Annotated in this window: 24 protein-coding genes and 1 tRNA gene; 8 read left to right on the forward strand and 17 right to left on the reverse strand. The window is 62.2% G+C overall.

From position 1 onward, the window contains the following. Positions 1 to 17 precede the first annotated feature (17 nt). From SSARUM2_RS15965 to citC, 7 genes are read right to left on the reverse strand one after another with little or no spacing between them, the layout of a single operon-like run. Entirely contained in the window at positions 18 to 1481 is a 1464-nt protein-coding gene (locus SSARUM2_RS15965) for an anion permease (protein WP_060438500.1), read from the reverse strand. 25 nt (positions 1482 to 1506) lie between these two features. Next, positions 1507 to 2391 carry a triphosphoribosyl-dephospho-CoA synthase CitG gene (citG, locus tag SSARUM2_RS15970; protein ID WP_060438499.1) on the reverse strand — a complete coding sequence of 295 codons (885 nt, stop codon included), beginning with the start codon at positions 2389 to 2391 and terminating at the stop codon, positions 1507 to 1509. Then, entirely contained in the window at positions 2372 to 2920 is a 549-nt protein-coding gene (gene citX, locus SSARUM2_RS15975) for a citrate lyase holo-[acyl-carrier protein] synthase (RefSeq protein WP_019452467.1), read from the reverse strand. The genes citG and citX overlap by 20 nt, the downstream gene beginning before the upstream one ends. A 3-nt stretch (positions 2921 to 2923) precedes the next feature. Next, positions 2924 to 4429: a citrate lyase subunit alpha gene (gene citF / locus SSARUM2_RS15980; RefSeq protein ID WP_060452551.1), complete on the reverse strand. Its 1506-nt coding sequence runs from the start codon at positions 4427 to 4429 to the stop codon at positions 2924 to 2926. Further along, on the reverse strand, positions 4429 to 5349 hold the full coding sequence (gene citE, locus SSARUM2_RS15985) for a citrate (pro-3S)-lyase subunit beta (protein ID WP_060452550.1): 921 nt from the start codon (positions 5347 to 5349) through the stop codon (positions 4429 to 4431). The genes citF and citE overlap by 1 nt, the downstream gene beginning before the upstream one ends. Continuing rightward, positions 5333 to 5641: a citrate lyase acyl carrier protein gene (gene citD, locus SSARUM2_RS15990; RefSeq protein WP_019452464.1), complete on the reverse strand. Its 309-nt coding sequence runs from the start codon at positions 5639 to 5641 to the stop codon at positions 5333 to 5335. The genes citE and citD overlap by 17 nt, the downstream gene beginning before the upstream one ends. Then, on the reverse strand, positions 5641 to 6711 hold the full coding sequence (gene citC, locus SSARUM2_RS15995) for a [citrate (pro-3S)-lyase] ligase (protein WP_120763955.1): 1071 nt from the start codon (positions 6709 to 6711) through the stop codon (positions 5641 to 5643). Before citC ends, citD begins: the two co-directional genes overlap by 1 nt. A 313-nt stretch (positions 6712 to 7024) precedes the next feature. Here citC and dpiA point away from each other — a divergent pair, with 313 nt between their 5' ends. From dpiA to SSARUM2_RS16010, 3 genes are all read left to right on the forward strand, one after another. After that, positions 7025 to 7711, forward strand: a complete 687-nt coding sequence (gene dpiA / locus SSARUM2_RS16000; protein WP_060388011.1) for a two-component response regulator DpiA — start codon at positions 7025 to 7027, stop codon at positions 7709 to 7711. A gap of 102 nt (positions 7712 to 7813) precedes the next feature. Beyond that, on the forward strand, positions 7814 to 10903 hold the full coding sequence (locus tag SSARUM2_RS16005; RefSeq protein ID WP_120763957.1) for a beta-galactosidase: 3090 nt from the start codon (positions 7814 to 7816) through the stop codon (positions 10901 to 10903). A gap of 114 nt (positions 10904 to 11017) precedes the next feature. Continuing rightward, positions 11018 to 11093, forward strand: a tRNA-Asn gene (locus SSARUM2_RS16010). A gap of 97 nt (positions 11094 to 11190) precedes the next feature. Here SSARUM2_RS16010 and SSARUM2_RS16015 read toward each other — a convergent pair. Further along, complete coding sequence (locus tag SSARUM2_RS16015) at positions 11191 to 12024, reverse strand: oxidoreductase (protein WP_060452680.1); 834 nt, start codon at positions 12022 to 12024, stop codon at positions 11191 to 11193. A gap of 105 nt (positions 12025 to 12129) precedes the next feature. On the opposite strand from SSARUM2_RS16015, the gene SSARUM2_RS16020 reads away from it, so the two are divergent. Further along, positions 12130 to 13050, forward strand: a complete 921-nt coding sequence (locus tag SSARUM2_RS16020) for an AraC family transcriptional regulator (RefSeq protein ID WP_049233609.1) — start codon at positions 12130 to 12132, stop codon at positions 13048 to 13050. 149 nt (positions 13051 to 13199) lie between these two features. On the opposite strand, the gene SSARUM2_RS16025 is transcribed toward SSARUM2_RS16020, so the two are convergent. Beyond that, the gene (locus SSARUM2_RS16025; RefSeq protein WP_060452547.1) at positions 13200 to 13772 is read right to left on the reverse strand and encodes a hypothetical protein; all 573 of its coding nucleotides are present in this window, start codon (positions 13770 to 13772) and stop codon (positions 13200 to 13202) included. A 129-nt stretch (positions 13773 to 13901) separates the two neighbouring features. On the opposite strand from SSARUM2_RS16025, the gene SSARUM2_RS16030 reads away from it, so the two are divergent. After that, positions 13902 to 14792, forward strand: a complete 891-nt coding sequence (locus SSARUM2_RS16030) for a LysR substrate-binding domain-containing protein (protein ID WP_060452546.1) — start codon at positions 13902 to 13904, stop codon at positions 14790 to 14792. On the opposite strand, the gene SSARUM2_RS16035 is transcribed toward SSARUM2_RS16030, so the two are convergent. From SSARUM2_RS16035 to SSARUM2_RS16065, 7 genes are all read right to left on the reverse strand, one after another. Beyond that, complete coding sequence (locus tag SSARUM2_RS16035) at positions 14789 to 15517, reverse strand: PA1136 family autoinducer-binding transcriptional regulator (RefSeq protein WP_033647935.1); 729 nt, start codon at positions 15515 to 15517, stop codon at positions 14789 to 14791. The genes SSARUM2_RS16030 and SSARUM2_RS16035 overlap by 4 nt on opposite strands. After that, entirely contained in the window at positions 15514 to 16389 is an 876-nt protein-coding gene (hchA, locus tag SSARUM2_RS16040; RefSeq protein ID WP_060388015.1) for a glyoxalase III HchA, read from the reverse strand. Before hchA ends, SSARUM2_RS16035 begins: the two co-directional genes overlap by 4 nt. A 101-nt stretch (positions 16390 to 16490) precedes the next feature. Then, positions 16491 to 17258 (reverse strand): ABC transporter ATP-binding protein, encoded by a 768-nt coding sequence (locus SSARUM2_RS16045; RefSeq protein WP_048321770.1) that lies wholly within the window; start codon positions 17256 to 17258, stop codon positions 16491 to 16493. Further along, positions 17245 to 18234 carry an iron ABC transporter permease gene (locus SSARUM2_RS16050; protein WP_225369036.1) on the reverse strand — a complete coding sequence of 330 codons (990 nt, stop codon included), beginning with the start codon at positions 18232 to 18234 and terminating at the stop codon, positions 17245 to 17247. Before SSARUM2_RS16050 ends, SSARUM2_RS16045 begins: the two co-directional genes overlap by 14 nt. Positions 18235 to 18297: 63 nt before the next feature. After that, the gene (locus tag SSARUM2_RS16055) at positions 18298 to 19374 is read right to left on the reverse strand and encodes an ABC transporter substrate-binding protein (protein ID WP_202637324.1); all 1077 of its coding nucleotides are present in this window, start codon (positions 19372 to 19374) and stop codon (positions 18298 to 18300) included. 46 nt (positions 19375 to 19420) lie between these two features. After that, positions 19421 to 19819 carry a hypothetical protein gene (locus SSARUM2_RS16060; RefSeq protein WP_223181972.1) on the reverse strand — a complete coding sequence of 133 codons (399 nt, stop codon included), beginning with the start codon at positions 19817 to 19819 and terminating at the stop codon, positions 19421 to 19423. 16 nt (positions 19820 to 19835) lie between these two features. After that, complete coding sequence (locus SSARUM2_RS16065; protein ID WP_041035867.1) at positions 19836 to 21206, reverse strand: MFS transporter; 1371 nt, start codon at positions 21204 to 21206, stop codon at positions 19836 to 19838. 334 nt (positions 21207 to 21540) lie between these two features. Between SSARUM2_RS16065 and amiA the strand changes: the two genes are divergently transcribed. Continuing rightward, positions 21541 to 22371 (forward strand): N-acetylmuramoyl-L-alanine amidase AmiA, encoded by an 831-nt coding sequence (gene amiA / locus SSARUM2_RS16070; protein ID WP_049195279.1) that lies wholly within the window; start codon positions 21541 to 21543, stop codon positions 22369 to 22371. Between the two features lie 54 nt (positions 22372 to 22425). Further along, on the forward strand, positions 22426 to 23478 hold the full coding sequence (locus SSARUM2_RS16075) for a porin (protein ID WP_049195265.1): 1053 nt from the start codon (positions 22426 to 22428) through the stop codon (positions 23476 to 23478). Between the two features lie 66 nt (positions 23479 to 23544). Here SSARUM2_RS16075 and SSARUM2_RS16080 read toward each other — a convergent pair whose 3' ends face one another. Further along, a complete protein-coding gene (locus SSARUM2_RS16080) occupies positions 23545 to 24375 on the reverse strand; it encodes an alpha/beta hydrolase (protein ID WP_282488499.1) in 831 nt (276 codons plus the stop codon). A gap of 220 nt (positions 24376 to 24595) precedes the next feature. On the opposite strand from SSARUM2_RS16080, the gene SSARUM2_RS16085 reads away from it, so the two are divergent. After that, positions 24596 to 25999 (forward strand): coniferyl aldehyde dehydrogenase, encoded by a 1404-nt coding sequence (locus SSARUM2_RS16085; RefSeq protein WP_049195264.1) that lies wholly within the window; start codon positions 24596 to 24598, stop codon positions 25997 to 25999. Positions 26000 to 26028: the final 29 nt, after the last annotated feature.

Consider the following 26028-nt stretch of genomic DNA (forward strand, 5'->3'; position numbering starts at 1 on the left):
GGCCGCGTGGCTTCAACTCAGTACCACAGGCTCATGATCGGCCAGCCGATCAGCAGCAGCGCGGCAATGTACACTACGCCGAGAATGCCACCCAGGCGCCAGTAGTCTTTCGACTTCACGTAGCCGCAGCCGTAGATGATCACCCCCGGCCCGGTGGCGTACGGCGTCAGCACGCCCATGATGCCGATCGACAGCACCAGCAGCATCGACAGCTGCTCCATCGGCACGCCCGGCAGCCCTTTGCCGACCGCCAGGATCACCGGCAACATGGTGGCGGTGTGCGCCGACAGGCTGGCGAACAGGTAATGGGCGAAGTAGAACACCAGCACCAGCGCCACCACCGTCATGTTCGGCGAGAAGCCGTCCAGGTGGGTGCTCATGGTCTGGGCGAACCAGTCGATAAAGCCGGAGCGCGTCAGGCCGTTGGCCATCACCACCAGCGTCGCCAGGTTAACCAGCGTGTTCCAGGCGCTGGAGTATTTGGTGATCTCTTTCCACGACACCACGTGCAGCGCCAGCATCAGCGACACCGCCAGCAGGCACACCGCGGTGGCGTCCAGCACTTTGCCGCCGAACACCCACAGGCACAGGCTGAGCAGCACCAGGCCGATCAGGGTGTATTCTTTGCGCGTCAGCTTGCCCATTTCCCCCAGCGCGGTATCCGCCCAGGCGGCCACTTCGCTGCTGTGGGTCACGCCCGGTTTGTACAGGTAGTAGGAGATCAGCGGCGCAACGATCAACAGCAGCAGGCCGACCGGCAGGAACGCCAGGAACCACTGCATCCAGCTGATGTGCACCCCGGCGATCTTGCCGACGAACTCGATGCCCAGTACGTTCGGCGCGGCGCCGGTGACGAACATCGAGGAGCTGATGCTGGTGCCGACCACCATCATCCACATCAGGTAACCGCCGATGCGGCGTGAAGAGGGATCGTTGGGGAAAGAATCGAACAGCGGCGGCAGGTTTTTCACCACCGGGAACACCGTGCCGCCGGTGCGCGCGGTGTTGGACGGCGTGAACGGCGCCAGCAGGATATCGATGATCACCACCGCATAGCCCAGCGTCAGCGTGCGCTTGCCCATGAACTTCACCAGGAACAGTGCGATGCGCCGCCCCAACCCGGTGGCCTCGTAGCCCAGCGCGAAGATAAAGGCGCCGAACACCAGCCAGACGGTGGTGCTGGAGAAGCCCGCCAGCCCCCATTTCAGCGCCTCTTTACCGGCCTTGAAGCCCGGCTCCGCCAGTTCCTGCTCGCCGAAAAGCACCCAGTTGGCGCTGAGCACGCTGGCGGTCACCGCGATAAAGCTGATGGCGGTGGCCGGGATCGGCTCCAGAATCATGCCGACGATCATCGCCACAAAGATGGCGAAGTAGTGCCACGCCTGTGGCGGCATGCCGTCGGGCACCGGTATCAATAACAGGATCGCGAGCACCGCCAGCGGCGCTATCGCTTTCCAGATCTTTTCCTGGGTTTGGGACATAGGGACTCTCCTGAAGGCTTGGTTATTATTCTTGGGCACCCAGCTGCGCCAGCAGCCAGGTCACTATCAACAGGTCGGCGCTGCCGCCGGGGCTGAGGTTGCGGGCGATACAGTCGGCATCGAAGCGCCGCAGGCGCGCCAGGCCCGCTTCCCCCGCCGAGCCGCCCTGCGCCAGCAGCAATGCCGCCCGGCGCCGCAGCCAGCGCAGCCCGTGCAGGCCGCCGCGCGAGGCGACGTTGGTGTCGTCGTTGTGAGCCATCAGCCACAGCAGGCTGTCCAGCAGCGCCCGCTGTTCGTCGCCGCCGGCGGCCAGCCGTTGCCGATACAGCGGCAGCGCGCCGTCAAGCACCAGCTGGAAACCGGCCTCCGCCTCGCCGCGCGCGCCGCTCAGCCCGTGCGCGGCGAACAGCCGCTGGCCGGCGGTCTGCCCGGCGTTGTTGCGCCGCAGCTCGCGATCCACCAGCCCCCGGCACATCGCCGCCACCTCGGCGCACAGCTCCTCTGCGCCGATGGCGCGGCCCTGCTGCTGCAGGCGGCCGAAGGCGGTGCACAGCAACCCGAGCGAGAACACGCTGCCCTTGTGGGTGTTAATGCCGCCGGTGGCGCGGAACATCTGGTTTTCGCAGGCCAGGCCGAGCGGCCGCAGCCGCGCCAGTTGCTGCTCTGCCGGCAAAGTGGCGTCTTCGCGCCCGCGTTGGATAAAGCGCGGCAGCCACACGCCGATGGCGCGGGCGCTGCGATAGAAGTGCCCGAGATCCATATCGCGGTGGGCGCCGGTGTTATGGCGATCCACCAGCCCCGGCTTGGGCGTAAGGTTGACCTCCACCAGCAGCGCGCGGAAAGCAGCGCGGGCGAAGTCGCAGGCCGGTTCGGCACGGTGGGCGGGCAGGTTAATCGGCAGAGATCGCATCGTTGAACATCCTTTCCATTTCATGCAGCAGCTGCTCGCTGCTATGCCGCCGCTGGCGGGCGCAGATCTTGGCCGGTTGGCCGCACAGCAGGCAGCGCCGTTCCGGCAGGCCGATGTCGCGGCGCGACAAAATGCGCCCCTGCGTATCCAGCACGTCGATATCCCACAGCCGGCCGATCGGGCGGCTCACCTCCAGCTGCATGGCGCAGTCCTTCACCCGCTGGGCATCGGCGCGCAGCGCGACAAACCCTTCGCAGCCGGTGGAGAGCGCCAGCGCCTCGGCCTGCGGGCTGGGCCAGCCCTGTTCGGCGCACAGCCGCAGCAGCGCCGCCCACCCGAGGTTGAATATGCCGCGCGTCAGCGCGCTGTCCTTCACCGGGCCGGGCACCACCAGCGTCAGCACCAGCAGCGTGCACTGGTGCTGCGCCAGCCATGCCTGCTGGCGCGCCTGGCGGCATTCGCGGCTGGTGAGCAACTCCGGCAGGCTGACCGCGCGTTCGGCGGCCAGTTGGGGATCGACGGCGGCCATCGGCTACTCCGCCACCTGATGCACCACATCGATCACCGAGCCGTCGCGGTAGCGCACCACCGCCACCACCTTATCGGTAAAGGCGATCGGCTGCGGTTCGCCGGTCAGCTGCAGCGCGCGGGCGCGCAGCCAGTCGATGCTCACCACCTCGAGGCCGGCCTCCCGCAGGCGCTGCGCCAGCTCCGGCCGCGCCGGGTTGACGGCGATGCCGTGGTCGGTCACCAGAATGTCGATGCTGGAGCCCGGCGTGACGCAGGTAGTCACCTGCTCCACCAGCGTCGGGATGCGCCCGCGCACCAACGGCGCAACGATGATCGCCAGCCGCGCGGCGGCGGCGGTGTCGCAGTGGCCGCCGGACGCGCCGCGCAGCACGCCGTCGGAGCCGGTCAGCACGTTAACGTTGAAGCCGGTGTCGATTTCCAGCGCGCTCAGCACCACCACGTCGAGCCGATCGACCGACGCGCCCTTGGAGCTGAAGTTGGCGTACTGGTTGGCGCTGATTTCGATATGGCGCGGGTTGCGCGCCAGCGAAGTCGCCGCCGCCCGATCGAAGCTCTGCACGTCCAGCAGCTTGCCGATCAGCCCTTTCTCGTGCAGATCCACCATGGTCGAAGTGATGCCGCCGAGGGCGAACGCGGCGCGAATGCCGCGGGCGCGCATCTTGTCCTCCAGGAACCGGGTCACCGCCAGCGAGGCGCCGCCGGTGCCGGTTTGCAGCGAGAAGCCTTCGGTGAAGTAGCCGGAACCGGCGATCATCTCGGCGGCGCGGCGGGCGATCAGCAGCTCGCGCGGGTTCGAGGTCATGCGCGTGGCGTCGGCGCCGATCTTGTCGGCGTCGCCCACCCGCTCCAGCTGCACGATCAGATCCACCCGATCCTGCGCCAGGCTGGCGGGATGATGCGGATACGGCACCAGCTGCTCGGTCAACAGCACCACGGTGCCCGCCGCCTCGGCGTCCACCCGCGCATAGCCGAGCGAGCCGCAGCAGGCTTCACCGCTGTAACCGTTGGCGTTGCCGAACTCATCGCAGGCCGGCACGCCGAGGAAGGCCACGTCTATCTTCAGCTCGCCGGATTCGATCAGGTTGACCCGGCCGCCGTGCGAGTGAATTTGCACCGGCTCCGCCAGCAGGCCGCGCGAAACCGCGTCCGCCAGCGGGCCGCGCAGCCCGGAGGTGTAAATGCGGCTCACCACGCCGTGGCGGATATGCTCAACCAGCGGCGCATGGCAGTCGGTCAGCGAGCTGGACGCCAGCGTCAGGTTGCGGAACCCCATCGCCGCCAGCGTCTCCATCACCTGATTGAGCGTCAAATCACCGCCGCGAAACGCATGGTGGAAGGAAATGGTCATGCCGTCCTGCAGCCCGCTGCGGCGCACCGCTTCCTGCAAAGAGTCGCACAGCTTGAGATCGCGCGGTTTGCGCGCCTGCTGATTGGCTTTGGACACGTCCTGATAGCCCGGCAGATCCGCCGGGTTGGCGAAGGTCATCAATCGTTGTTGGCGGTTCATCATGCTTCCTCCCCGTGCTGCGCCGGTTCTTCCCGTAAGCCGGACAGCGCGGCGCGCTCCAGCACCAGCCGGGCGCGCTCAATCACCGGGCTGTCGACCATTTTTCCGTTGAGCGACACCACGCCGCGCCCTTCCCGCTCCGCCGCTTCGGCGGCGTCCACCACCCGCTGCGCGTGCGCCACCTCTTTGGCGGTCGGCGCGTACAGGTTGTGCAGCAGCTCAATCTGGCGCGGGTTGATCAGCGATTTGCCGTCGAAGCCGAGCTGTTTGATCAGCGCCGCTTCCTGCAGGAAGCCGGCTTCGTTGTTGGCGTCGGAATAGACGGTGTCGAACGCCTGAATGCAGGCGGCGCGCGCCGCCTGCAGCAGCGAACAGCGGGCAAACAGCAGCTCGATGCCCTCCGGCGAGCGCTCGGTGCGCAGGTTGCGCACATAGTCTTCCGCCCCCAGCGCGATGCCGATAAGCCGCGGCGAAGCGTGCGCGATCGCCACCGCGTTGGTGATGCCCTGCGCCGATTCGATCGCCGCCAGCAGCCCGGTGCTGCCGACCGGCCGCCCGCAGGCCGCTTCGATGGCGGCAATCTCGCGCTCCATGTCGACAACGTCCTGCGCGCTGTCGGTCTTCGGCAGGCGCACGATGTCCGCGCCGCCGCGCACCACCGCCTGCAGATCCGCCAGGCCGTAGGCGGAGTCGAGCGCATTGACGCGCACGATGGTTTCCACCTCCTGGTACAGCGGGTGCTGCAGCGCGTGGTACACCAGCCGGCGCGCCGCGTCTTTTTCACGCAGGATCACCGAGTCTTCCAGATCGAACATCAGCGCATCGGCCTGGTAGATAAAGGCGTTGCTGACCATCGCCGCGTTGGCGCCGGGGACGAACAACATGCTGCGGCGCAGCCGGGTTTTATTCAGCGTTTTCATCTTTCGCCTCCCACGGCAGTTGGCCGCCCTCGCAGGCGCGCATCAGCGCCGTTTCCAGCCGGGCGCGCAGCACACAGTCCAGCGCGCCCTTGTCGTCGACGATCACCTGCACCGGCTCCACCTCATAGCGCTGCAGCACCTCCAGCAGGGTGTGGCGGATCGCCGCGCCGAACTGTTTTTCCACGCTGCTGGCGATCAACAGATCGTGCTGCGGCCCCTCGGCGGGCGCGATGCGCACCATGACATCGCTGGATTCCAGCGTGCCGGCCATTGCTTCTCGGATAATTTTCATCATTCACCTGATTGTGCGGACTCAAAAGGATGCGGGGCCGCCTTGGCCCGGCGCTGCGTTTGCAGATCCTGCAGGTAGTACAGGGTGTCCGGCGGCACCAGCGGCGCGGCGGCGTGGAAGTCCCCCGCCGCCAGCAGCTTGCGCACCCAGGAGGCGGAGATCGCCGTGCCCTGATATTGCAAACGCTCGATTTCCACCAGCGCGATCGGCGGGCTGGGCAGCGCCGGCGTTTCCAGCCAGTAACGCATGTCGCGGTTGTATTTCGCGGTCACCGCGCAGAACGGCTCGTTGCCGACGAAGCGGTGGGTAATGCCCAGCGCGGGCGCCAGATACTGGCGGAAGATCTTCAGATCGATTTCGGTGTAACAGTCGTCGGCCACGCCCTGATCCTTGATGAAGTAACAGGGGAAGGTGGCGCGCGAGATCACGTACTGCGAGCCTTCGTGTACCGTGAGGTTGGGGATATCGGCGGTGCCGGCCAGCACCAGCCGGCGGCGGTCTTCATAGCTGAAGCGCGAGGTGTTTTCCTTCACCAGAAACAGGTGCAGCCAGTCGCAGCGTTTGGCCGCCTGACGCACCAGATACTGATGCCCGCGGGTGAAGGGGTTGGCGTTCATCACAATGCTGCCGATGGTATCGCCCGGCCGGCGCTGGCTCGCCAGCTGGGCGGCGTAGCGCTTCAGGCGGCACGGGCTGTTTTCCATCAGCACCACGATATCCGGCACGGTGGCGATCGGGTAGAAACCGCACTGGCGGAACAGCGGCTCGTTCTGCACCTTGGTGTAGATAAACAGCTGGGTGTGGTGGCGCTCGTAAGCCAGGTTCACCAGCTCGGTCGCCAGCGCCAGCGCCAACCCTTCGCCGCGCATCAGCGGGCTGATGGCGACGCATTTGATAATATTGTCGGCGATGCCGCCGCAGGCGACCAATTTGTCGTGCTGGGTAACGGTAATAAATATTTCAACCGTGGTGTCGATATTCAGATCGTTACTGCGCAAGAAGGCGCTTATTTCCGAAATCGCTTTATGATCCGATCGCTTTACCCGATTAAATACGGTATCGCCTAACATAACACGCTCTCTGGGTTAACTAGCAAACAACAAATTAAATACAAAAAGGCATTTTAATTAACATCGGCAAGGGTAATTAAAACCTTAAAAACCATGCAGATAAACGCGACTTTGCGTTCGATAAATTAATGGTAAACAGAAAAAAAACGCCGATTATTGACCTATTTCACAAACCGATTCCGGTTAATAAGTTATTTAATGTTCTTTATTTGCTTAATTAATCTTATGGTGTTTATTATTGAGATAATCTTTATTTGGCGCCGCAATTTACTTACATTCATTTAGCATCTTGATTGCAATAGTAGGTTTCATTATGGAATGGCTGAACATCCTGATCGTTGAAGACGAAACGCCGCTGGCGGAGATGCACGCGGAGTTTATCCGCCAGAACGGCGGCTGCCGCCAGATTTGGCTGGCCGGCACGCTGTCGCAGGCGCGCGCCATGACCGAGCGCTTCAAGCCGGACCTGATCCTGCTGGACAACTTTCTGCCCGACGGCCAGGGCATCACCCTGCTGCGCGAACTGACGCTGAGCGGGTATCGCGGCGGCATCGTGTTCATCACCGCCGCCAGCGACATGGCCACCGTGGCCGAGGCGTTGCGTTACGGCGTATTCGACTACCTGATCAAACCGCTGGCCTATGACCGGCTGAGCCAGACCCTGCAGCGCTTCAGCCAGCGCCGCGAAGCGCTGAAAGACAAAGCGCGCCTCAACCAGCGCCGCATCGACGAGATGTTCAACACCTACGCCCGCGGCGAACAGCAGGCGGCGCTGCCCGCCGGCATCGACGAGCTGACGCTGGGCAAGGTCCGCGCGCTGTTTGCCGAACCCGCCGCGCGCCACACCGCTGAAAGCGTTGCGCAAAAAATGGGGCTCAGCCGCACCACCGCGCGCCGTTATCTGGAGTTTTGCACCGCCGCGCAGCAGCTGCGCGCCGAGATCATTTACGGCAAGGTCGGCCGCCCGCAGCGGATCTACCGCGCCGGCGAACCGCATTAGCGGTTATTTGATCGCCCTTGCAAGGTTGCGTGTAACCGCTTTACTTTTTATGCGCCGGTCAGCATCTTGGTGAGCATCACCTAGCCGACTGGACGATCGCCGATGCCCGCTGCGCCCCTTGCTTCCCTGACCGAGATCCTCGCCCGCCGTGACTGGCAAAACCCCGCCTGCACCCACTACCGCCGGCTGGACGCCCACCCGCCGTTCGCCAGCTGGCGCAAGGTGGAAGACGCGCGCAACGATGCCCCCAGCGCCAGCCGCCGCTCGCTGAACGGCGAGTGGCGCTTCAGCTATTTCCCGCGCCCAGAGGCGGCGCCGGAAGGCTGGCTGCAGCAGGATCTGCCGGATGCCGCCCCGCTGGCGGTACCGGGCAACTGGCAGCTCGCCGGCTACGATGCGCCGATTTACACCAACGTGCGCTACCCGTTCCCGGTCGATCCGCCGCGCGTGCCGGAAGACAACCCGACCGGCTGCTACTCGCGCACCTTCAGCGTCGATCCGGCCTGGCTGGCCGCCGGCCAGACGCGCATCATCTTCGACGGCGTCAACTCGGCGTTCTATTTGTGGTGCAACGGCCACTGGGTCGGCTATTCGCAGGACAGCCGCCTGCCGGCGGAGTTCGATCTCAGCCCGTGGCTGCAGCCGGGAGAAAACCGGCTGGCGGTGATGGTGCTGCGTTGGTGCGACGGCAGCTATCTGGAAGATCAGGACATGTGGCGCATGAGCGGCATCTTCCGCGACGTCAGCCTGCTGCACAAACCCGCCACGCACCTGAGCGATGTGCGCATCACCACGCCGCTGCATGACAGCTTTACCCGCGGCGAACTGGTGGTGACGGCGCGCGCCAGCCGGCCCGGCCCGCTGCAGGTGCAGATTCAGCTGTGGCGCGATGGCGCGCGGGTGGCCGAACGCACCCAGCCGCTCGGCAGCGAGATCGTGGACGAGCGCGGCGCCTATGACGATCGCGTCACGCTGCGGCTGCCGGTAGAACGCCCGGCGCTGTGGAGCGCCGAAACGCCCGCGCTGTATCGCGCCACCGTCGCCCTGCTCTCGCCCGAGGGGGAGGTCATCGAGGTGGAGGCCTATGACGTCGGCTTCCGCCAGGTGGACATCAGCGGCGGGTTGCTGAAGCTCAACGGGCAGCCGCTGCTGATCCGCGGCGTTAACCGCCACGAGCATCATCCGCGCCACGGCCAGGTGATGGACGAGGCGACGATGCGCCACGACATCCTGCTGATGAAGCAGCACAACTTCAACGCGGTGCGCTGCTCGCACTATCCCAACCACCCGCTGTGGTATCGGCTGTGCGACCGCTATGGGCTGTACGTGGTGGACGAAGCCAATATCGAGACCCACGGCATGCAGCCGATGAACCGCCTGGCTGACGATCCGCTGTGGCTGCCGGCGATGAGCGAGCGCGTTACCCGCATGGTGCAGCGCGATCGCAACCACCCCTGCATCATTATCTGGTCGCTGGGCAACGAGTCCGGCCACGGCGTGAACCACGACGCGCTGTACCGCTGGGTGAAAAGCCAGGATCCGACCCGCCCGGTGCAATATGAAGGCGGCGGCGCCGACACCGCCGCTACCGACATCATCTGCCCGATGTATGCGCGGGTGGATCAGGATCAGCCGTTCCCGGCGGTGCCCAAATGGGCGATCGGCAAGTGGATCGGCCTGCCGGAGGAACAGCGGCCGCTGATCCTGTGCGAATACGCCCATGCGATGGGCAACAGCTTCGGCGGCTTTGGGCGCTACTGGCGCGCGTTCCACGAACATCCGCGCCTGCAGGGCGGCTTTGTCTGGGACTGGGTCGATCAGGCGCTGATCAAGCGCGACGCACAGGGCGAAGAGTTCTGGGCCTACGGCGGCGACTTCGGCGATACCCCCAACGATCGCCAGTTCTGCCTGAACGGGCTGGTGTTCGCGGATCGCACCCCGCACCCGGCGCTGTTCGAAGCGCAGCGGGCGCAGCAGCTGTTCCGCTTCGCCTTCGACGCCGCCTCGCTGACGCTGACCGTCACCAGCGATTACCTGTTCCGCCAGACCGACAACGAGCAGCTCAACTGGCGGCTGGAGCTGGACGGCGTGGAGCGCGCCAGCGGCAGCTTCGATCTGGCGCTGCCGCCGCAGGGCAGCCATAGCTTCACCCTGCTCGACCGCCTGCCGATGCTGCATCAGCCCGGCGAGCTGTGGCTGAACGTGGAGGTGGTGCAGCCGCAGGCCACCGACTGGTCCGAAGCGCACCACCGCTGCGCCTGGGATCAGTGGCGGGTGCCGCGCGCGCTGCATCCCGCGCCGCCGCCGGCGCAGGGCGTGCCGCCAACGCTGATTGAAGACGATCAGGGGCTGACACTCACCCACGGCGACCAGCGCTGGCGCTTCGAGCGCAGCAGCGGCCATCTGACGCAGTGGTGGCAGAATGAGCAGCCGCAGCTGCTGACGCCTCTGCGCGACGGCTTTGCGCGCGCGCCGATCGATAACGACATCGGCGTCAGCGAGGCGGACCGTATCGATCCCAACGCCTGGATCGAACGCTGGAAGCTGGCGGGCCTGTACCGGCTGGAGGAACGCTGCACGCGGCTGCAGGCCGATGCGCTGCAAAACGGCGTGCAGGTGGTGAGCGAACACCAGTTCGGCGTGGACGGGCAGATTTTGCTGATCGGCCGCAAACAGTGGCTGTTCGATGCGCTGGGCGCAGTGAACGTGAGCGTGGAGGTCGAGGTGGCCGACGCCCTGCCGCCGCCGGCGCGCATCGGCCTGCACTGCCAATTGGCGACGGTGCAGCCGCACGCGGAATGGCTGGGCCTGGGCCCGCACGAGAATTACCCGGATCGCCGCCTGGCCGCGCAGCACGGGCGTTGGCGCCTGCCGCTGGCAGATCTGCACACGCCGTATATTTTCCCCGGCGAGAACGGCCTGCGCTGCGACACCCGCAGCCTGCGCTACGGCGGCTGGCGCATCGACGGCCGCTTCCATTTCTCGCTCAGCCGCTACGGCCTGCAACAGCTGATGACCTGCAGCCACCAGCATCTGCTGCAGCCGGAAGCCGGCACCTGGCTGCATCTGGACGGCTTCCATATGGGGGTGGGCGGCGACGACTCCTGGAGCCCGAGCGTACACCGGGATTACCTGCTCACCGCCGGCGTTTACCGCTATCAGTTGCGCCTGCAACTGGCGCCCGAGGGCTAAATCTGCCAAAAAACTCAACGGGTTGCGCATTCTGTAAGCAAACAGTCACAGAATGTGTAATCCGCCTTTGACATGCCGACGGCGCCTCGCTATTATTCGCCCCGTTCACACGATTCCTCTGTAGTTCAGTCGGTAGAACGGCGGACTGTTAATCCGTATGTCACTGGTTCGAGTCCAGTCAGAGGAGCCATATTTAGAGAAGCCCGCTCAGGGAAACCCGAGCGGGCTTTTTGCTGTTGGGCGGATCATAATCGATGATCCCCTACACACTCTCTATCCGAAACCGGTCAGCCATCCGTTGAACGGGTAAGTTGCTCCCATTGTTCAATTTCCTTACCTAACGCCTCGAGCTTTTGCCGCACCAAACTTAATGCGTCACTGCCTAACAACAGATGCGTGGGTGGGGTTCGGCTCTCGATCAATGCCAGCATGGCGTGAGCCGCCTTAACCGGATCGCCCAGTTGCTTGCCGCTTTTTTCCTGACGCGCCTGACGAACAGGTTCAAATAACGCGTCATAGTCCGGAAGACAGCGAGGGCTGCGTACCATTGAACGCCCGGCCCAGTCCGTCCGAAACGAGCCGGGCGCTACTGCGGTCACGTGTATGTTGAACGGGACAAGCTCTTTGCTTAACGTTTCTGATATCCCTTCCAGTGCAAATTTGCTGCCGCAGTAATAGCTGATACCAGGTAAGGTAATGAAGCTGCCCATTGAGGTGATATTAATAATGTGGCCGCGGCGGCGCTGGCGCATGCCCGGCAGCACGGCTTTGATCATCGCCACCGCGCCAAACACATTAACGTCAAACTGGCGGCGCAGCTCTGCAAGCGGGGATTCTTCCAGTATGCCTTCATGGCCGTAACCGGCATTGTTCACCAGCACATCTATCGGACCGACGGCGGACTCTATCTCTCCAACCACCTCATCAATACGTTCAACGTCCGTGACATCAAGCAGATAGCCAAAAGCCCGCTGCGTATCGAGCGCGCCGAATGCCTGCAGTGCTTCGCTGTTGCGCACCGTCCCTACAACCCGATGCCCTACGGCGAGGGCTTCCCGCGCCAGCGCCTGGCCAAAGCCACTGCTGACGCCGGTGATTAAAATCGTTTTTGCAGATGCCATAAAAAGAACTCCCATGAACCATGAAGGTTGCATGGTATTCTCTGTACTGCCGCATTTTTAGGCCGTATCTTCTCTTTTTCTTGCCTGATTTTATGAGGTGGTGGGATGTCCGACATGATTGCCCTGATGAATAGACTTGCGGTGCAAGAGGGATACAACCTCACTGCCCTACCTGATGTGCGAATTTTGCGATCCGATCGCCCGCTTGCCAGAACGCCGGTGCTTTACGATCCGGGGATCGTGATTGTCTGTCAGGGCAGCAAACGCGGCTATTTCGGCCAGCAGACCTATTTATATGATGAGCAGCACTACCTGGCGGTTTCGGTGCCGGTGCCGTTTGTGATGGAAACCGATGCGTCGGCAGCACATCCGCTGCTGGCGATTTATATGCATCTGGATTTTCAGCTTGCCGCTGAACTGATGTTGCAGATTGAACAGCATGGCGCCCCGCACCCTCCCGTCGCGCCGCAAAGCATGATGTCGAGCCCCATGGACGACAGGGTAAAAATGGCCGTACTTCGCTTACTTGAAGTCCTGGCTGACCCGCTTGAGGCGGCGATCCTCGGCCCGACGCGGCTGCGTGAGCTTTATTTTCGCGTGCTGACAGGCGCACAGGGCAACGCCATGCGTGCCGCGCTGGCCTTGCAGGGCCAGTTTGGCAAAATCGGTAAAGCGCTGCAGCACATCCATGCCGCTTACGCGGAGCCGCTAACGCTGACGCAGCTGGCGATGAAGGCCGGCATGAGCGTGCCGACCTTTCATAGCCATTTCAAAGCGATAACGAAGATGCCGCCGATGCAGTATGTGAAATCGGTACGCCTGCACCAGGCACGGATGCTGATGGTGCGCCAACAAATCACCGCCGCCGCCGCGAGTTACGCCGTTGGCTATGAAAGCCCATCGCAATTTAATCGCGAATTCAAACGTCTGTTTGGCCTGCCACCGGCAGAGGAGATAAAACGCATGCAGCGTCACTTCGCCATTCCGCCCGCGCAGCCTGCCTCGATATTTGTTTCGTCGCACTGAGGCTTGTTCGGTATGGCAAACGCTACCTTGAGGTAGGTAGCGTCCGTTTATGCCACAAAACCAACCGTCGGATCACCTACTCAACAATCTCCGCAAACACCAAAAAGCCCGCCCCGTCCCCAGGCAGGCCTTTGGCCCTCCGCACTGTCTCAGGCGCCATCCCGCTCCGCAACCCGCGCCATCAACGCCCCCAACAGCGCCAGATCGACCAGCAACGCCAGCGCGAAACAGCCTCCTCTCGCGCCCGGCGCGGCGTAGGTTTGAATCAGCAACGCGGCAACCAACACGGCCACGATGCTCACCACCGTCGTCAAACGGTGCGCCACGGTGAGCGCTCTTTTTTCCCCCACCGCCGTGCGGTAGGCCACGCCCTGCCCCAGGCCGCCGAGGGCGATGCCCGGCAGCAGGCTCATCCCGCCGTGGCCGCCGAACAGCATCAGCAGCGTCAATAGCCACCCCGCCGCCGCCAGCAAAAAACCGTAGCGGAGCATAGCCAGCGCAGGCCGGTTCCGCAGCGGCTGCCAGCGGGCCAGCGCGGCGCCGCCGAGAAACGCCAGCGCCAATGCCGTTAGCAGCATCAGCGTTGCGCCGATGCCCAGCAGGCTTTCGGTCTTCAGCAGCAAGGCGCCCGCCGCGACCGGCACGCTGAGCGCCAGGGCGCTCGCCGCCGTACCCGTGTGTTCCATGGCGCCCAGGGCGCCGTTGTTGACATATATGCTCATCGTTAACTCCCGACATGGTGGAAATGATGAAATAAATTCATTTCCCTGTTCACATGTCAGTAGCCTATCTCTTGTATAATCGGTCAGACAAACTCATAGTTTTCAGCCTTAGATGAGAATAACTCAGCCATGAGAAAACCCCGTTTGCCGCCGCTGGGCGCGCTGCGCGCCTTCCACGCCGTGGCCGGCTGCCGCAGCTTCAAACTGGCCGCCGAGGAGCTGGGCGTCAGCGCGACGGCGGTCAGCCACCAGATTAAGCTGCTGGAGTCGGTGCTGGCATGCCGGGTGTGCGAGCGCAGCGCGCAGGGCGTCAGCCTGACCGAGATCGGCGAGATCCTGTATGCCGGCACCCAGCGCGCCTTTGCCGCGCTGGAGCAGTCCGTCGCCCAAATCACCCGCGCCCAACAGCCGCCGGCGCTGACCGTCACCACCACTTCCAATTTTCTCACCCACTGGCTGGTGCCACGCCTGGCGGATTTCAAGGCGGAGTTTCCCGCCATCGATCTGCGCCTGCACACCAGCGTCGAGCGCGTCGATCTCAACCAGCGCACCGTGGACGTCGCCATCCGCTACCGTGAAACGCCGGAAACCGATCTGCACTGCACCCTGCTGCATGAGGATCGCTTTATCGTGGTGGCCAGCCCGGCGCTGGCGCTGGAGCGCAGCGAGGATTTGCAGCGGGTAACGCTGTTTCACGTGGAACATCGGCAGGTGCCTGCCGACGCGCCGACCTGGGAAAACTGGCGGCGGCGCTACGGGCCGGAAGGGTTGAACGTGGAAGCCGGGCTGACCTTCAGCGACGAGACGCATGCGCTGCAGGCGGCGGTGGCGGGCCAGGGGGTGGTGATCGCCAGCCGGCTGCTGGCGCGCGATTTGTTGCAGCGCGGCGTGCTGGCCGCGCCGTTCGAGATGTCGTTACCCGGCGCCAACTATTATCTGGTGGCCACCGAAGAAACCGCGCAGCGCTCCGATATCATTGCGCTGCGCGAGTGGCTGCTGCGGCAAATGGCGGTGGGCTAACGGCGCTCGGGGGCGATTTCCCCCAGGCGGATCGCCACGCTGATGGCCTGCGCGGTGGTGGCGGCACCAAGGCGTTGGCGAATGCGCCGCAGGTGGTTTTCCACCGTGCGCTCAGACAGGCCGAGCATCGCGGCGATATCCGCCTGCCGCCGGCCGATGGCGGTCCAGCTCAGCACCTCGCGCTCACGCGCCGACAGCCTGCTCTCCCCCTCGCCGGCCGCCGGTGCGAACAGCCGCCGCGCCGCCTGAAAGGCCGCCGTGCCCACCAGCACCAGCGCCAGCCGCACCGGCGGCGAGGCGTCGATGCGATCGCCCCCCAGGCTGACGGCGCCCTCCAAACCGGCCGGGCCGAACACCGGGATCTGCACGCCGTGCAGGCCGGCGCCACGCGGCGTGCGTACAATCCGGTAGCGCTCGCCCTGCTGCGCCCGGGTCTTGGTCCAGAAGAACGGCTCGCTGACCCGCAGCATATGCCGGGTCACCGGGCAGTGCCGCACGTAGGTCAACGCATCGACCGCCTCGCCGTCGCCGAACCAGTCGCCCTCGACCCAATAGATATGCTCGATCCCCGCCTCCGCCGCAGCGGAAGCGGAAAACAGCACAAAGCGATCGAAGCCGAACGGCGCGGCAAAGGCACGAACCCGCCCCTGAATGGCGGACAGGGTTCGCTCGTGGTCCATCGCCAGCGCCGTCTGGAAAGCGCGCTGCGCGATCTCGTCGCTCATCGCGCGGCGACGTCGGCCAGCAGCGTCTCTGCCGCCAGCTTGCCGAGGTTGTTGGAAGCCAGCGGGCTGTCGCCGGTCAGCAGGCGCCGATCTTTATGCACCTTGCCGGTGATGTCGGCGTTAACGATCTTAACGCCCAGCTCGCGCAGGCGTTCGCCCACCAGCCAGGGCATCGGGCCGGGGATGTAGCCGATGTCGATGTTGGCGCCGGTATCGAGCGAGTCCGGGAACACGCACATTTCATAGCCACGATAGAGGAAATCCTCTTTGCTCTCGTCGATGCCCGCCGCCAGCAAACCGGCCGGCCCGTGGCACAGCGAAATCACGTAGCGATCGTTGTCGTGCGCCCAGTGCAGGGTCTTTTTCACCTCTTCGCTGAACGGGATACCGTTGAGCACGCCGTGGCCGCCGGGGATGAAAACGCCGAGGTAGTTGCCGCCATCCAGATCCTTCACCACTTCCGTCAGCTTTTTCGGCTGCTTGAGCTGGCTGCGGTACTTCTCGTAGGTGGCCTTGACCGCGTCGTCTTCCTGCGGGAACGCCCACATCTCCAGCTTCACCGGATCGCCGGACGGCGTGGCGATGTCGATCTCGAAACCGGCCAGATCCAGGTGATGCATCGGCAACAGCATCTCGACCGGGTGATTGCCGGTGGAGAAGAACTTGCCGTTTTGCATCAGCAGGTAGCGCTCCTGCGAGGCGATCATCAGCACCTTCCATTTGCCGCCGCGATAGGCGTTCGGGTAGCTGGCGCCCGCGAAGTCGGTTTTGGACGAGGTGTACTGACTGAGGGAGTAAGGCGATGGGAAGAACGCGTTGTCTTCCGCCACATCCGGGGTGGGATTACGATCGTTGGACACTGAATCAGTCATGATTATCTCCATATTCACCGTTACGTTGCCCTTTCAGCTTAAATAACCGCCGGCGGAGCCGCAATGAGGGATATCCCTCAAGCAATCTTTGCAGCCGAAACTCAGGCGAGATTGCGTAGAGCGATAATAAAGGTTTCTTCGCCGGCGCCCTGGTGTTGATAGTGGCACTTTCTTACCGGCACCCGGAAATAGCGCTCCAGGATATCTTCCCGCAGCACAGCGCTTTTAACGCCAAACAACGACTGCCGTTTTGCCATCAGTAAACACTTGTCGGAGATGCGTTCGGCGTAATTGAGGAAATGCGTATTCAGCACGATCGTCATCTGCCGCTCTTTGGCGAGGCGCCACAGCATCTCGATCATTTTGGCCTGATTGTAAAAATCCAGATTCGATTCCGGTTCGTCGAGGATCATGACGTCGGGATCTGCCACCAGCGCCTTGGCGAAATAACACATCTGCAGTTCACCGCCGCTGATCTGGTTGATATTTTTCTGCGCCAGCGGCGCGATCTCCAACGCGTGCAACACCGCCTGCGCCCTGGTGAAATCTTGCCGCCGCGGCCCGGCGAACCATCCCGCATGGCGGGCGCAGCCGAAAGTGACAAAATCGAGTACGCCATAGGAAAAATGTGGCGCCTTCGCCTGCGGCACGTAGGCCAGGCGCGCCTCTCGATTATCGACGCGGCCGATCTCGCACCTGCCGGCGCTGGGCCGACACAGGCCCGCAATATTTCTCAGCAGCGTCGTTTTGCCGGCGCCGTTCGGGCCCAGCACGCTGAGGATCTCGCCGCGCTTAAGCTCGAAGCTGACGTTGTCGAAAATGGGCTCCCGCCCCTTGAAACCAAAGGCTAGCCGGCTAGCGGTGATCATATCGATTCCCCAGAATAAAAAGCACCGCGAAAAGCGGCGCGCCGATCAGCGCGGTCAGGATACCGATTGGAATTTCCGTATAGGTGGCGCCTCTCGCAATATTGTCGATAACCAGCAAAAACAACGCGCCGCCGAGCGCCGATGCTGGGATCAAACGGCCGTGGTTATATCCCAGCACGCTTCGCACCAAATGGGGGATCACCAAGCCAACCCACCCCACCACGCCGGCCAAGCTCACGGAAGCGGAAACCAGCAGAGAGGCGGCGATCAGCAATAGGATCTTCAGCCGGGGCGGATTCAGGCCGGCAATGCGCGCCTCGTCGTCCCCCAGCGAGAGAATGTTCATGTTCCACCTGAGCCGGTAGATAGTCAGGTAACACGCCGCAAACAGCGGGATCAGCCAATAGACCTGCGCTTTCGCCACCGAAGCGAAGCTGCCCATCAGCCAGAAGACGATGGCGGGCAAGGTATCCTGCGGATCGGCGACATATTTGATGGCCGAGACAAACGCGATAAACACCGACGCGATAATCATGCCGGACAGGATCGTCGTCAGCGCATCCTGCCGGCGTTTCAGGCGGCAAATGCCAAGCACCAGCAACAAACTCACCACGCCGAAAAGAAACGACAGCAGGGAACTCAGGGCAAAAGGCAAACTCAATAAAATGCCCAGCGCGGCGCCAAAGGCGGAGGCGGAAGACGTGCCCAGCACGTCCGGGCTGGCTAACGCGTTTTTCAGCACCGCCTGAAAGGTCGCGCCGGCGACCGCCAACCCGCCGCCCACCAGCATCACCGCCACCACCCGCGGCGCACGCAGGTTAAAAATCACCGAATAGTGGGCCTGGTTTTCCCCCGGCATGTTCCCCTGCCATAAAATCTGCAGCACGTCATGGGCCGACAAGGCGTAACGGCCGGCAAACAGTGATGCGACGGCAACCACACACAAGGCTAAAAACAGCCCTACCATGATCGCCATATATTTTCCTCTGCCCGGCATCCCCAAGCTCCTCCAACCCACTAACGCAATTCAACCGTGGTGCTAGCGCTGTGCCAGCACCTCATCCAACAAACGGTCCGGGATCGCATAGGAGAACATCGTCTGATAATAGCGGCGCGTCTCCTCCCGCAGCGTCTTGTCGCTAATGTCTTCAGGGGCATAGCGGTTGATCATAAACAGCGGCAGCAGTGACGTTTCCGCCGACAGGCCCCCCCAGTTATGAATGCCCACCGGCGTCGAGAAAACCTTGCCGTTTTTTACCGCCCTGAGCGTCTCCCAGGCCTGGCCGGGGATCCCCCCGTGCAGCAGCGCTTTAGCGCTGCCGAAAACCACGAAAATCACATCCGGGTCCCAGGCCATGATCTGCTCCATCGAAACGTTGATGTACCTGCCGGCATCCCCTTTCACCGGCAAATCCCCGGCGACGTTGTCCATGCCGGCCATTTTCAGGTAGGTGTCGCCGTAGGTATGCGGGCCGCTCACCTTCAGCTGCCTGCCGTCGCTTTCTTCGAGATACAACGCCCTGACGTGCTGCGCGCGGATGGCTGCGGCATAGGGGCGGATCTGCTTCAGGGTCTTTTCCCAGGCGTCTTTGAATTTGTGCGTGCGCGGCAGGCCGAGCGTGTCGGCGAAGGTATTTTCCCAATACATCTGGGTGACCATCGGTTGGTACTTTGTCTTCCCGCCGGCATCCAGATCGACGGTCATCACGCCCGCCCTTTCCAGCCGATCGTCCTGGCTTTTGCCGTAGTAATAAATAATGTCGGGCCGTAGATTCATTAACGACTCCATGTTGACCCGGTAGTCCTTATTGATGAAGGCGGAGGTGATCCTGCCGATGTCAGGCTTCATGTCCTTCAACACATGCATATCGGCATGCATGAACGCCCAGGGCCCCACGCCGACGACGTGCCGGTAGGCCGCCTCGTTCGCCAGGATCACGCCGAAGGGGCAGTTGCCGGTGATGACGATCCGCTGATAGTGGCCAGGCAACTTTTGCACCGCTGCGCTCTGCGGCCGTTCGGCCGCCGCCGGCTGACTACCGCTGGCGCAAGGCGCCGTCGGCAAGGCGAATATTGCCAGCAGCGCGGTGGCGATAAATTTCACTGTGACGCACATGGAGCCTCCTGTGCGCACGCTCGGTGGCGTGCGGCGATGGGCTGCGTTAGGCCGACGCGGCGATGCCGGCGGCCATGATGGTTATCCCGGCCACAAAGACGATTGCCGTGGTGGCGACCGCGCCGCCGCCGACCAACGCGGCGGTTTTTCCTGTGGAAAGGTCTTTTCGTTGCAGGAAAGAGAGCTGCGACAGGGGAATGATTTTTCCGCTGTCGGCGACCAGGTCTTTCGGTTCAACCTTCGCCACCGTCAACTCGCCGCCGCTGCCGTCCTTCAGACCATATTTCAACCGGTCGCCGACATAGACCGGCGGCTGCAGCAGGTAATATTGGCTATTGAGCCCCGTCTCTTTTTGTTGCAACGCCACGTCGTGGTAGGTCGTGCAGCCGGCAAGGGAAAACGCCGCCATGCCGATAACCAACGGCACTAATGGGATAAATCGCATGGGAAACCTCGTGCTTCTATTTACTGGTTTTTAACGTAACGGCGGACTTGAAGCGCATATAGCTCACGACCAGAGAAAGGAACGAGAATGCCGCCCCCGCCATTAAACTGATATTCGTCGCTTGCGCGCCCCGCATGTTGAAGAAAATCGCCACCAACGCCGAACCGACGATTTGCCCAATCAGCCGGGAACTGCCCAACAGGCCGCTGGCGATGCTGCTGTTTTCATGGGAGACCGACGTCATGATCAACAGGTTGTTCGGTGATTGAAACAGGCCGAAACCGATGCCGCACAGCGCCACGCGCCATACGATCGCCCCATTCGACGGATCGCTCGGCAGATTGGCCATCAGCAGCATGCCTGCCAGCAGACAGGCAAGGCCCGAGAGGGCAACAAGATTGGGATCGTACTTCTTGGCCAAATCGCCGGAAATTAGCGAAGACGCCATGGTGGCCAGCGGCCAGGCGGTCAGCAACAGACCGATTTCCACCACGTTTCTTTGCAGAACGTTGTGAAAATAAAAAGGCAGCGAAACATAGGCCAAAAGCTGGGTGCTGTAGGACAGCATCGACATCAGCAAAGACAATGACAGCGTCGGGTTATGCAGCATCGCGATCGGGATCAGCGCGGCGTCGGCCTTTCTTTTTTGATTGATGTACAGCAACCCGGCCAGCCCGGCGAATACCGCAAAGCTCAGCGCCGCCGCCGGCAGATGGTGAGTGGTCATGCTCATGGTGCTGAGCGAGAAAGCGATAAACAGCACAAACACCAACAGGGCGCCCCCGCTGTCGAACCCAACGCTGCGCCGCTCGCGGGAACCCAGGAATATCACGCTCAGCAGCAGCGACAGGCAGGCGATGGGAACATTAATGGTAAACAGCCAGTTCCAGCTCGTTTGAGAAAGTATCGCCGAGGCGATGGATGGCCCGGCGGCGGCGGAAACCGACACCACCATCACGTTTATGCCCAGGCCGCGCCCAAGCAGCCTTGCCGGGTATATCTCCTTGATCAGCGCCGCATTGACGCTGAGCACCGCCGCCGCGCCGAAGCCCTGTATCACCCTGAATGCCGTCAGCATCTCCAGCGTCGTGGACAGCGCGCAGCCCAGGGATGAAAAAGCGAACAGCACCACCCCGGCCATAAAGATTTTTTTATTGCCCACCGCGCGACCCAGCGCCGCGAAGGGCATCAAAGAGGCCACGACGGCAAACTGGTAGGCATTAATAATCATGATGGAGGCCGATTCGGAAACGCCGAAATCTTTGGCGATCACCGGCAGCGCCACGTTGGCGATGGTACTGTCGAGCATGGCGATAACCGTGCTTAACGAGACGGCGAGAACGGCGAATATATTTAATGTCTCTTTTTCCTGGTGTTTAAAAGTCATGTTAACGCTCCAAAAACGTGAGTGACTTCATGCCGGCGGCAAAGACCCCGTTTTTTATCCGTTTTAGTAATTACGTTATAACATATCAATTAAAGAGGAGAATAAATCTCATTTGAAATATTAGATTAAATAGTGTGTCAAAATAAGAATTAACAAATACAAAACAAATTAATAGCAATACGAATATTCAATAAACAAAATAAATGCAGTATAAAAAACCAGTGAATTTAAGGAATGACATTAAAAGTAACAGCCGCTAACAGACAACCCCGCTGGCGCGTGAAATTGTTATGTTATAACAAAAACACCCTTTCCTTTTATGCTGGTTAACCTTATGGCTAAGACGGACCTTTTGAACACCCGGTTATCTCGCCGCAGAATGATGTTGGCAGGGCTGGCGGCCCTGACGCTGAACGGCGCCGTTTCCCCGCTGGCTCACGCCCACGGCCTGCCGCGCCCCAAACCTCAGGGGGCGCGAAAAAGATTCCTGGTCATGTTGGATCCCGGTCATGGCGGCATCGACTCCGGTGCCATTGGCCACACCGGTTCGCTGGAAAAACATGTCGTTCTGGCGATCGCCAAAAATGTGCGTGCACAGCTCGATCGACACGGCATCGATGCCCGCCTGACGCGCGACAGCGACGTTTTTATTCCGCTTTACGATCGGGTGGAGATCGCGCACCGGCACGGTGCGGATCTTTTCATGTCCATCCACGCCGACGGTTTTACCTGCCCCAGCGCCTGCGGCGCTTCGGTCTTTGCGCTTTCCAATAAAGGCGCCAGCAGCGCGATGGCGAAATACTTATCGAACAGTGAAAACGCGGCGGACGATCTCGCCGGCCCTAACGTCATCAAGAAAGACCGCTATTTGCAGAAGATACTGTTTGATTTGGAGCAGACGGAAACGATCAAAGAAAGCCTGACGCTGGGCTCGCACCTGATTCAACATATTGCGCCCATTCATCACCTGCATGCCAAAAATACCGAACAGGCGGCCTTCGTGGTCTTAAAATCCCCGTATATTCCTTCCGTGTTGGTGGAAACCTCTTTCATCACCAACCCTGAGGAAGAAAGGCTGCTCGGCACCCCCGCATTCCGCAATAAAATTGCCACGGCGATCGCTCAGGGGATCGTCAGCTACTTTAAACGCGAAACGCACGCTTAAGCTTCGCCGAGGCGGCAAGCTCACGGGCTTGCCGCGCACAGGGACGGTGTCATCATGATAAAATGCAATCCGCGTTATTTTTCGGCGGGCATGCTTTTCCCCCTGCTGGCCCTATTACCACGCGGCGCCTTCGCCGTGTCGTTGACGGGGTCGCAGCAAAACAGCCTGAATTTCTACGGCACGATTATCGCCAGACGCTACAGCGGCCAAAACGCGCGCGACGACGGCGACCGCAGCTACCTCTATTTCGGCCTGATAGGCAAAAAAAAGATCGCGCCGCGCTGGCGGGCCTACGCCCACTGGGAATATACCGTCAGCTTCGCCGACGCGACTCGCAACAGCACCCGACTCGCCTATATTGGGGTGCAAAACGCAACCTTCGGCAGCCTCGATATCGGCCGCAATTGGGGCGTGCTCTATGATGTGACCGCCCTGACCGATCGCTCTCCGCTGTTTAGAGAGATGGCCTACAACTACATCGACAATTTTATGCGCGGCCGGGCGCGTAACCTGCTCACTTACCGCCGCCCCTTCAGCCTGTTTCAGCGGCGCGCCGCACTCGCGTTGCAATATCAGTTCAAAGACGGCGACGACCGGCAAACGCCGGGCAAACAAAACGGCAACGGATTCGGCCTCTCCTTCCGTTATGCGCTGACGCCGACGCTCAGCCTCATCGCCGCCGCCTCGGCGTCTCAAACCACGCAGCGGCAACAACGCGCCGCCGGCTATCGCCGGCGCATCGATACGCTGGCCGAAGGGGTTCTCTATGCGTCGAAAAAAATCTATCTTGCGGCCGTGTTCACCCAAAGCGACAACGCCATCAGCCCGCAACAAACCGCTAACCGCGGTTCGGCGTCAAGTTATGAAGCGCTCGCCAAATATCGGCTGACGGACCACATCCAACCCAACATCGGCTATACCCTTTTGATACAGACCCGGGCAGGCCGGAACATGGACTTATTGAACTATGAGGAGCTGGGGGTCACCTGGTTACTCAACAGCAATATGCAGGTGTTTATTAACTATGAATTCAATAACCTTTCGCAGCACACGCCCGGCGTCGATGCGTCGGACAAGCTCGATATGGGCATCAGCTATCATTGGTGATCCGCTCTCCCGCAGCCAATAAAAGCCCCGCCCGGTGAAGGGCGAGGCTCGCGACGCGTTGAGTCTTTAGCTGTTCACGAACGCCAGCAGATCGGCGTTGACCTGATCGGCATGGGTGGTCGGGATGCCGTGCGGCGCGCCCTTATAGGTATTGAGCGTGCCGTTCTGCACCAGCTTGGCCGACAGCACGCCGGAATCCTGATAAGGCACCACCTGATCGTCGTCGCCGTGGATCACCAGCACCGGAATGGCGATCTTCTTGAGATCTTCGGTGAAATCGGTCTGCGAGAAGGCGACGATGCCGTCGTAGTGCGCCTTGGCGCCGCCCATCATGCCCTGGCGCCACCAGTTCCAGATAATCGCCTCCGACGGTTTGGCGCCCGGGCGGTTATAACCGTAGAACGGGCCGGCGGGCACGTCGTAATAGAACTGCGCCCGGTTGGCGGCCAGCTGCGCCTGGAAATCATCGAACACCGCTTTGGGGGTGCCCTGCGGATTGGCGTCGGTTTTCACCATCAGCGGCGGCACCGCGCTGATCAGCACCGCTTTGGATACCTTGTCCTCGCCGTGGCGCACGATATAGCGCACCACCTCGCCGCCGCCCGTCGAGTGGCCCACGTGCATCGCGCCCTGCACGCCCAGGTGTTTTACCACCGCGGCGACGTCATCGGCGTAGTGGTCCATGTCGTGCCCTTCCCACACCTGGCTGGAGCGGCCGTGGCCGCGGCGATCGTGCGCAACCACGCGGAACCCTTTCTTCACGAAGAACAGCATCTGGGCATCCCAGTCATCGCTGGACAGCGGCCAGCCGTGGTGAAAATAGATAACCTTGCCGTTTTTGGGGCCCCAATCCTTGTAGAAAATCTCGACGCCATCGCTGGTCGTTACGTAACCCATGTCGTTTCTCCCATTTACACTTTGGTTAAAAAAGAAGGTTTATACTGCGCGCGGCGCCGGGATCTCTGGCTCCCTCATCCCGGTTGGCCGACGATCTTGCGTTGATCGTTTAACGAGTATAGGTTTAAAGTTCACTTTAAGGTCAAACACGATTCGGCAAACCGCATTCCCGCTTTCACTCGGCATCAGGAGAATTCAAGTGCAGGGAGATGACATCCTCATGACGATGGAGCAACGGCTTGCCGCCCAACGTCATGCCTTCCTGCGCGACGGCGCACCGACGATCGCTCAGCGCAAGGCCGCCCTGCGCCGCCTGCGGAGCGCCATTTTGGCCCAGCGCGACGCGCTGACGGCGGCCGTCAGCGCAGACTTCGGCCACCGTTCGCCTTACGAAACCGACATCCTGGAGATTCTGGTCACCGTGCAGGCGATCGATTACCTGCTGCGCAATCTGAAGCGCTTCATGCAGCCGGAACGCCGCCACGTCGCCCTGCCGTATCAGGCCGGGCGCGCCTACGTGCAGTATCAACCCAAGGGCGTAATTGGCATCATGGCGCCGTGGAACTACCCGTTTTCGTTGACCTTCATCCCGCTGGCCACCGCCCTGGCCGCCGGCAACCGCGTGATGCTGAAACCTTCGGAGCTCACGCCGCACACCAGCCAGCTTATCGAAACGATGCTGGCGGCGCTGTTTCCCGCCGATGAGGTCGCCGTGGTGACCGGCGGGCCGGACGTCGGGGCCGGGTTCAGCACACTGGCGTTCGATCACCTGGTGTTCACCGGCAGCACGGCGATCGGCCGTCAGGTCATGCAGGCGGCCGGTAAAAATCTGGTGCCCTTGACGCTCGAGCTGGGCGGCAAAAGCCCCGCCGTGGTGGCGCCCGGCGCGGTTAACGCCAGAACCGTTAACAGCCTGGCGTTCGGCAAGCTGTCGAACGCGGGCCAAACCTGCATCGCGCCCGATTTCCTGCTGATCCATCAGGACGATGTGGAAAACTTCATTGCGCTCTACGACGCGACGGTCAAAGCGTTTTACCCCGACGGGCCGACGAGCCATGACTACGGCGCCATCATCAACGACAGGCACTACCACCGTTTGCAGGATCTGCTCACCGACGCCCAGGCGCGGGGCGCGCGGATCGTTCCGGTGGGCCACCGCCCGGACTCGGCGGTGGAACGGCCGAAAACCCTCGCCCCCACGCTGATCGTCGGCGCCCCCGACGACAGCCGGATCATGCAAGAGGAGATCTTCGGGCCGCTGCTGCCGGTGCGCACCTACACCGCCTTTGATGAAACGATCGACGTTATCAACGCCGGGCCGCGCCCGCTGGCGCTGTACTACTTTGGCCCAGGCGGCACGCTGCAGGACAGGCTGCTGGCACGCACCACCTCCGGCAACGTCAGCGTCAACGCCACCCTGCTGCACTTTGCCCAGGACGATCTGCCGTTCGGCGGCATCGGCCCCAGCGGCATGGGGGCCTGTCACGGCATCGAAGGATTCCGGGCGCTGAGCCATGCCAAGGGCGTCTTTATCCAAAGCCGCTGGCGCTTCACCGATCTGCTGCGCGCGCCGTTCGGCAGGCTGGCAGACGCGGTGCTCAAGGTGATGCTGCGGCGCCGATAGAGCGCCGCGCTGACTATCAATAACACAGC

The organism is Serratia sp. K-E0102, assembly GCF_029962625.1.
Lineage (GTDB): Bacteria > Pseudomonadota > Gammaproteobacteria > Enterobacterales > Enterobacteriaceae > Serratia > Serratia sarumanii.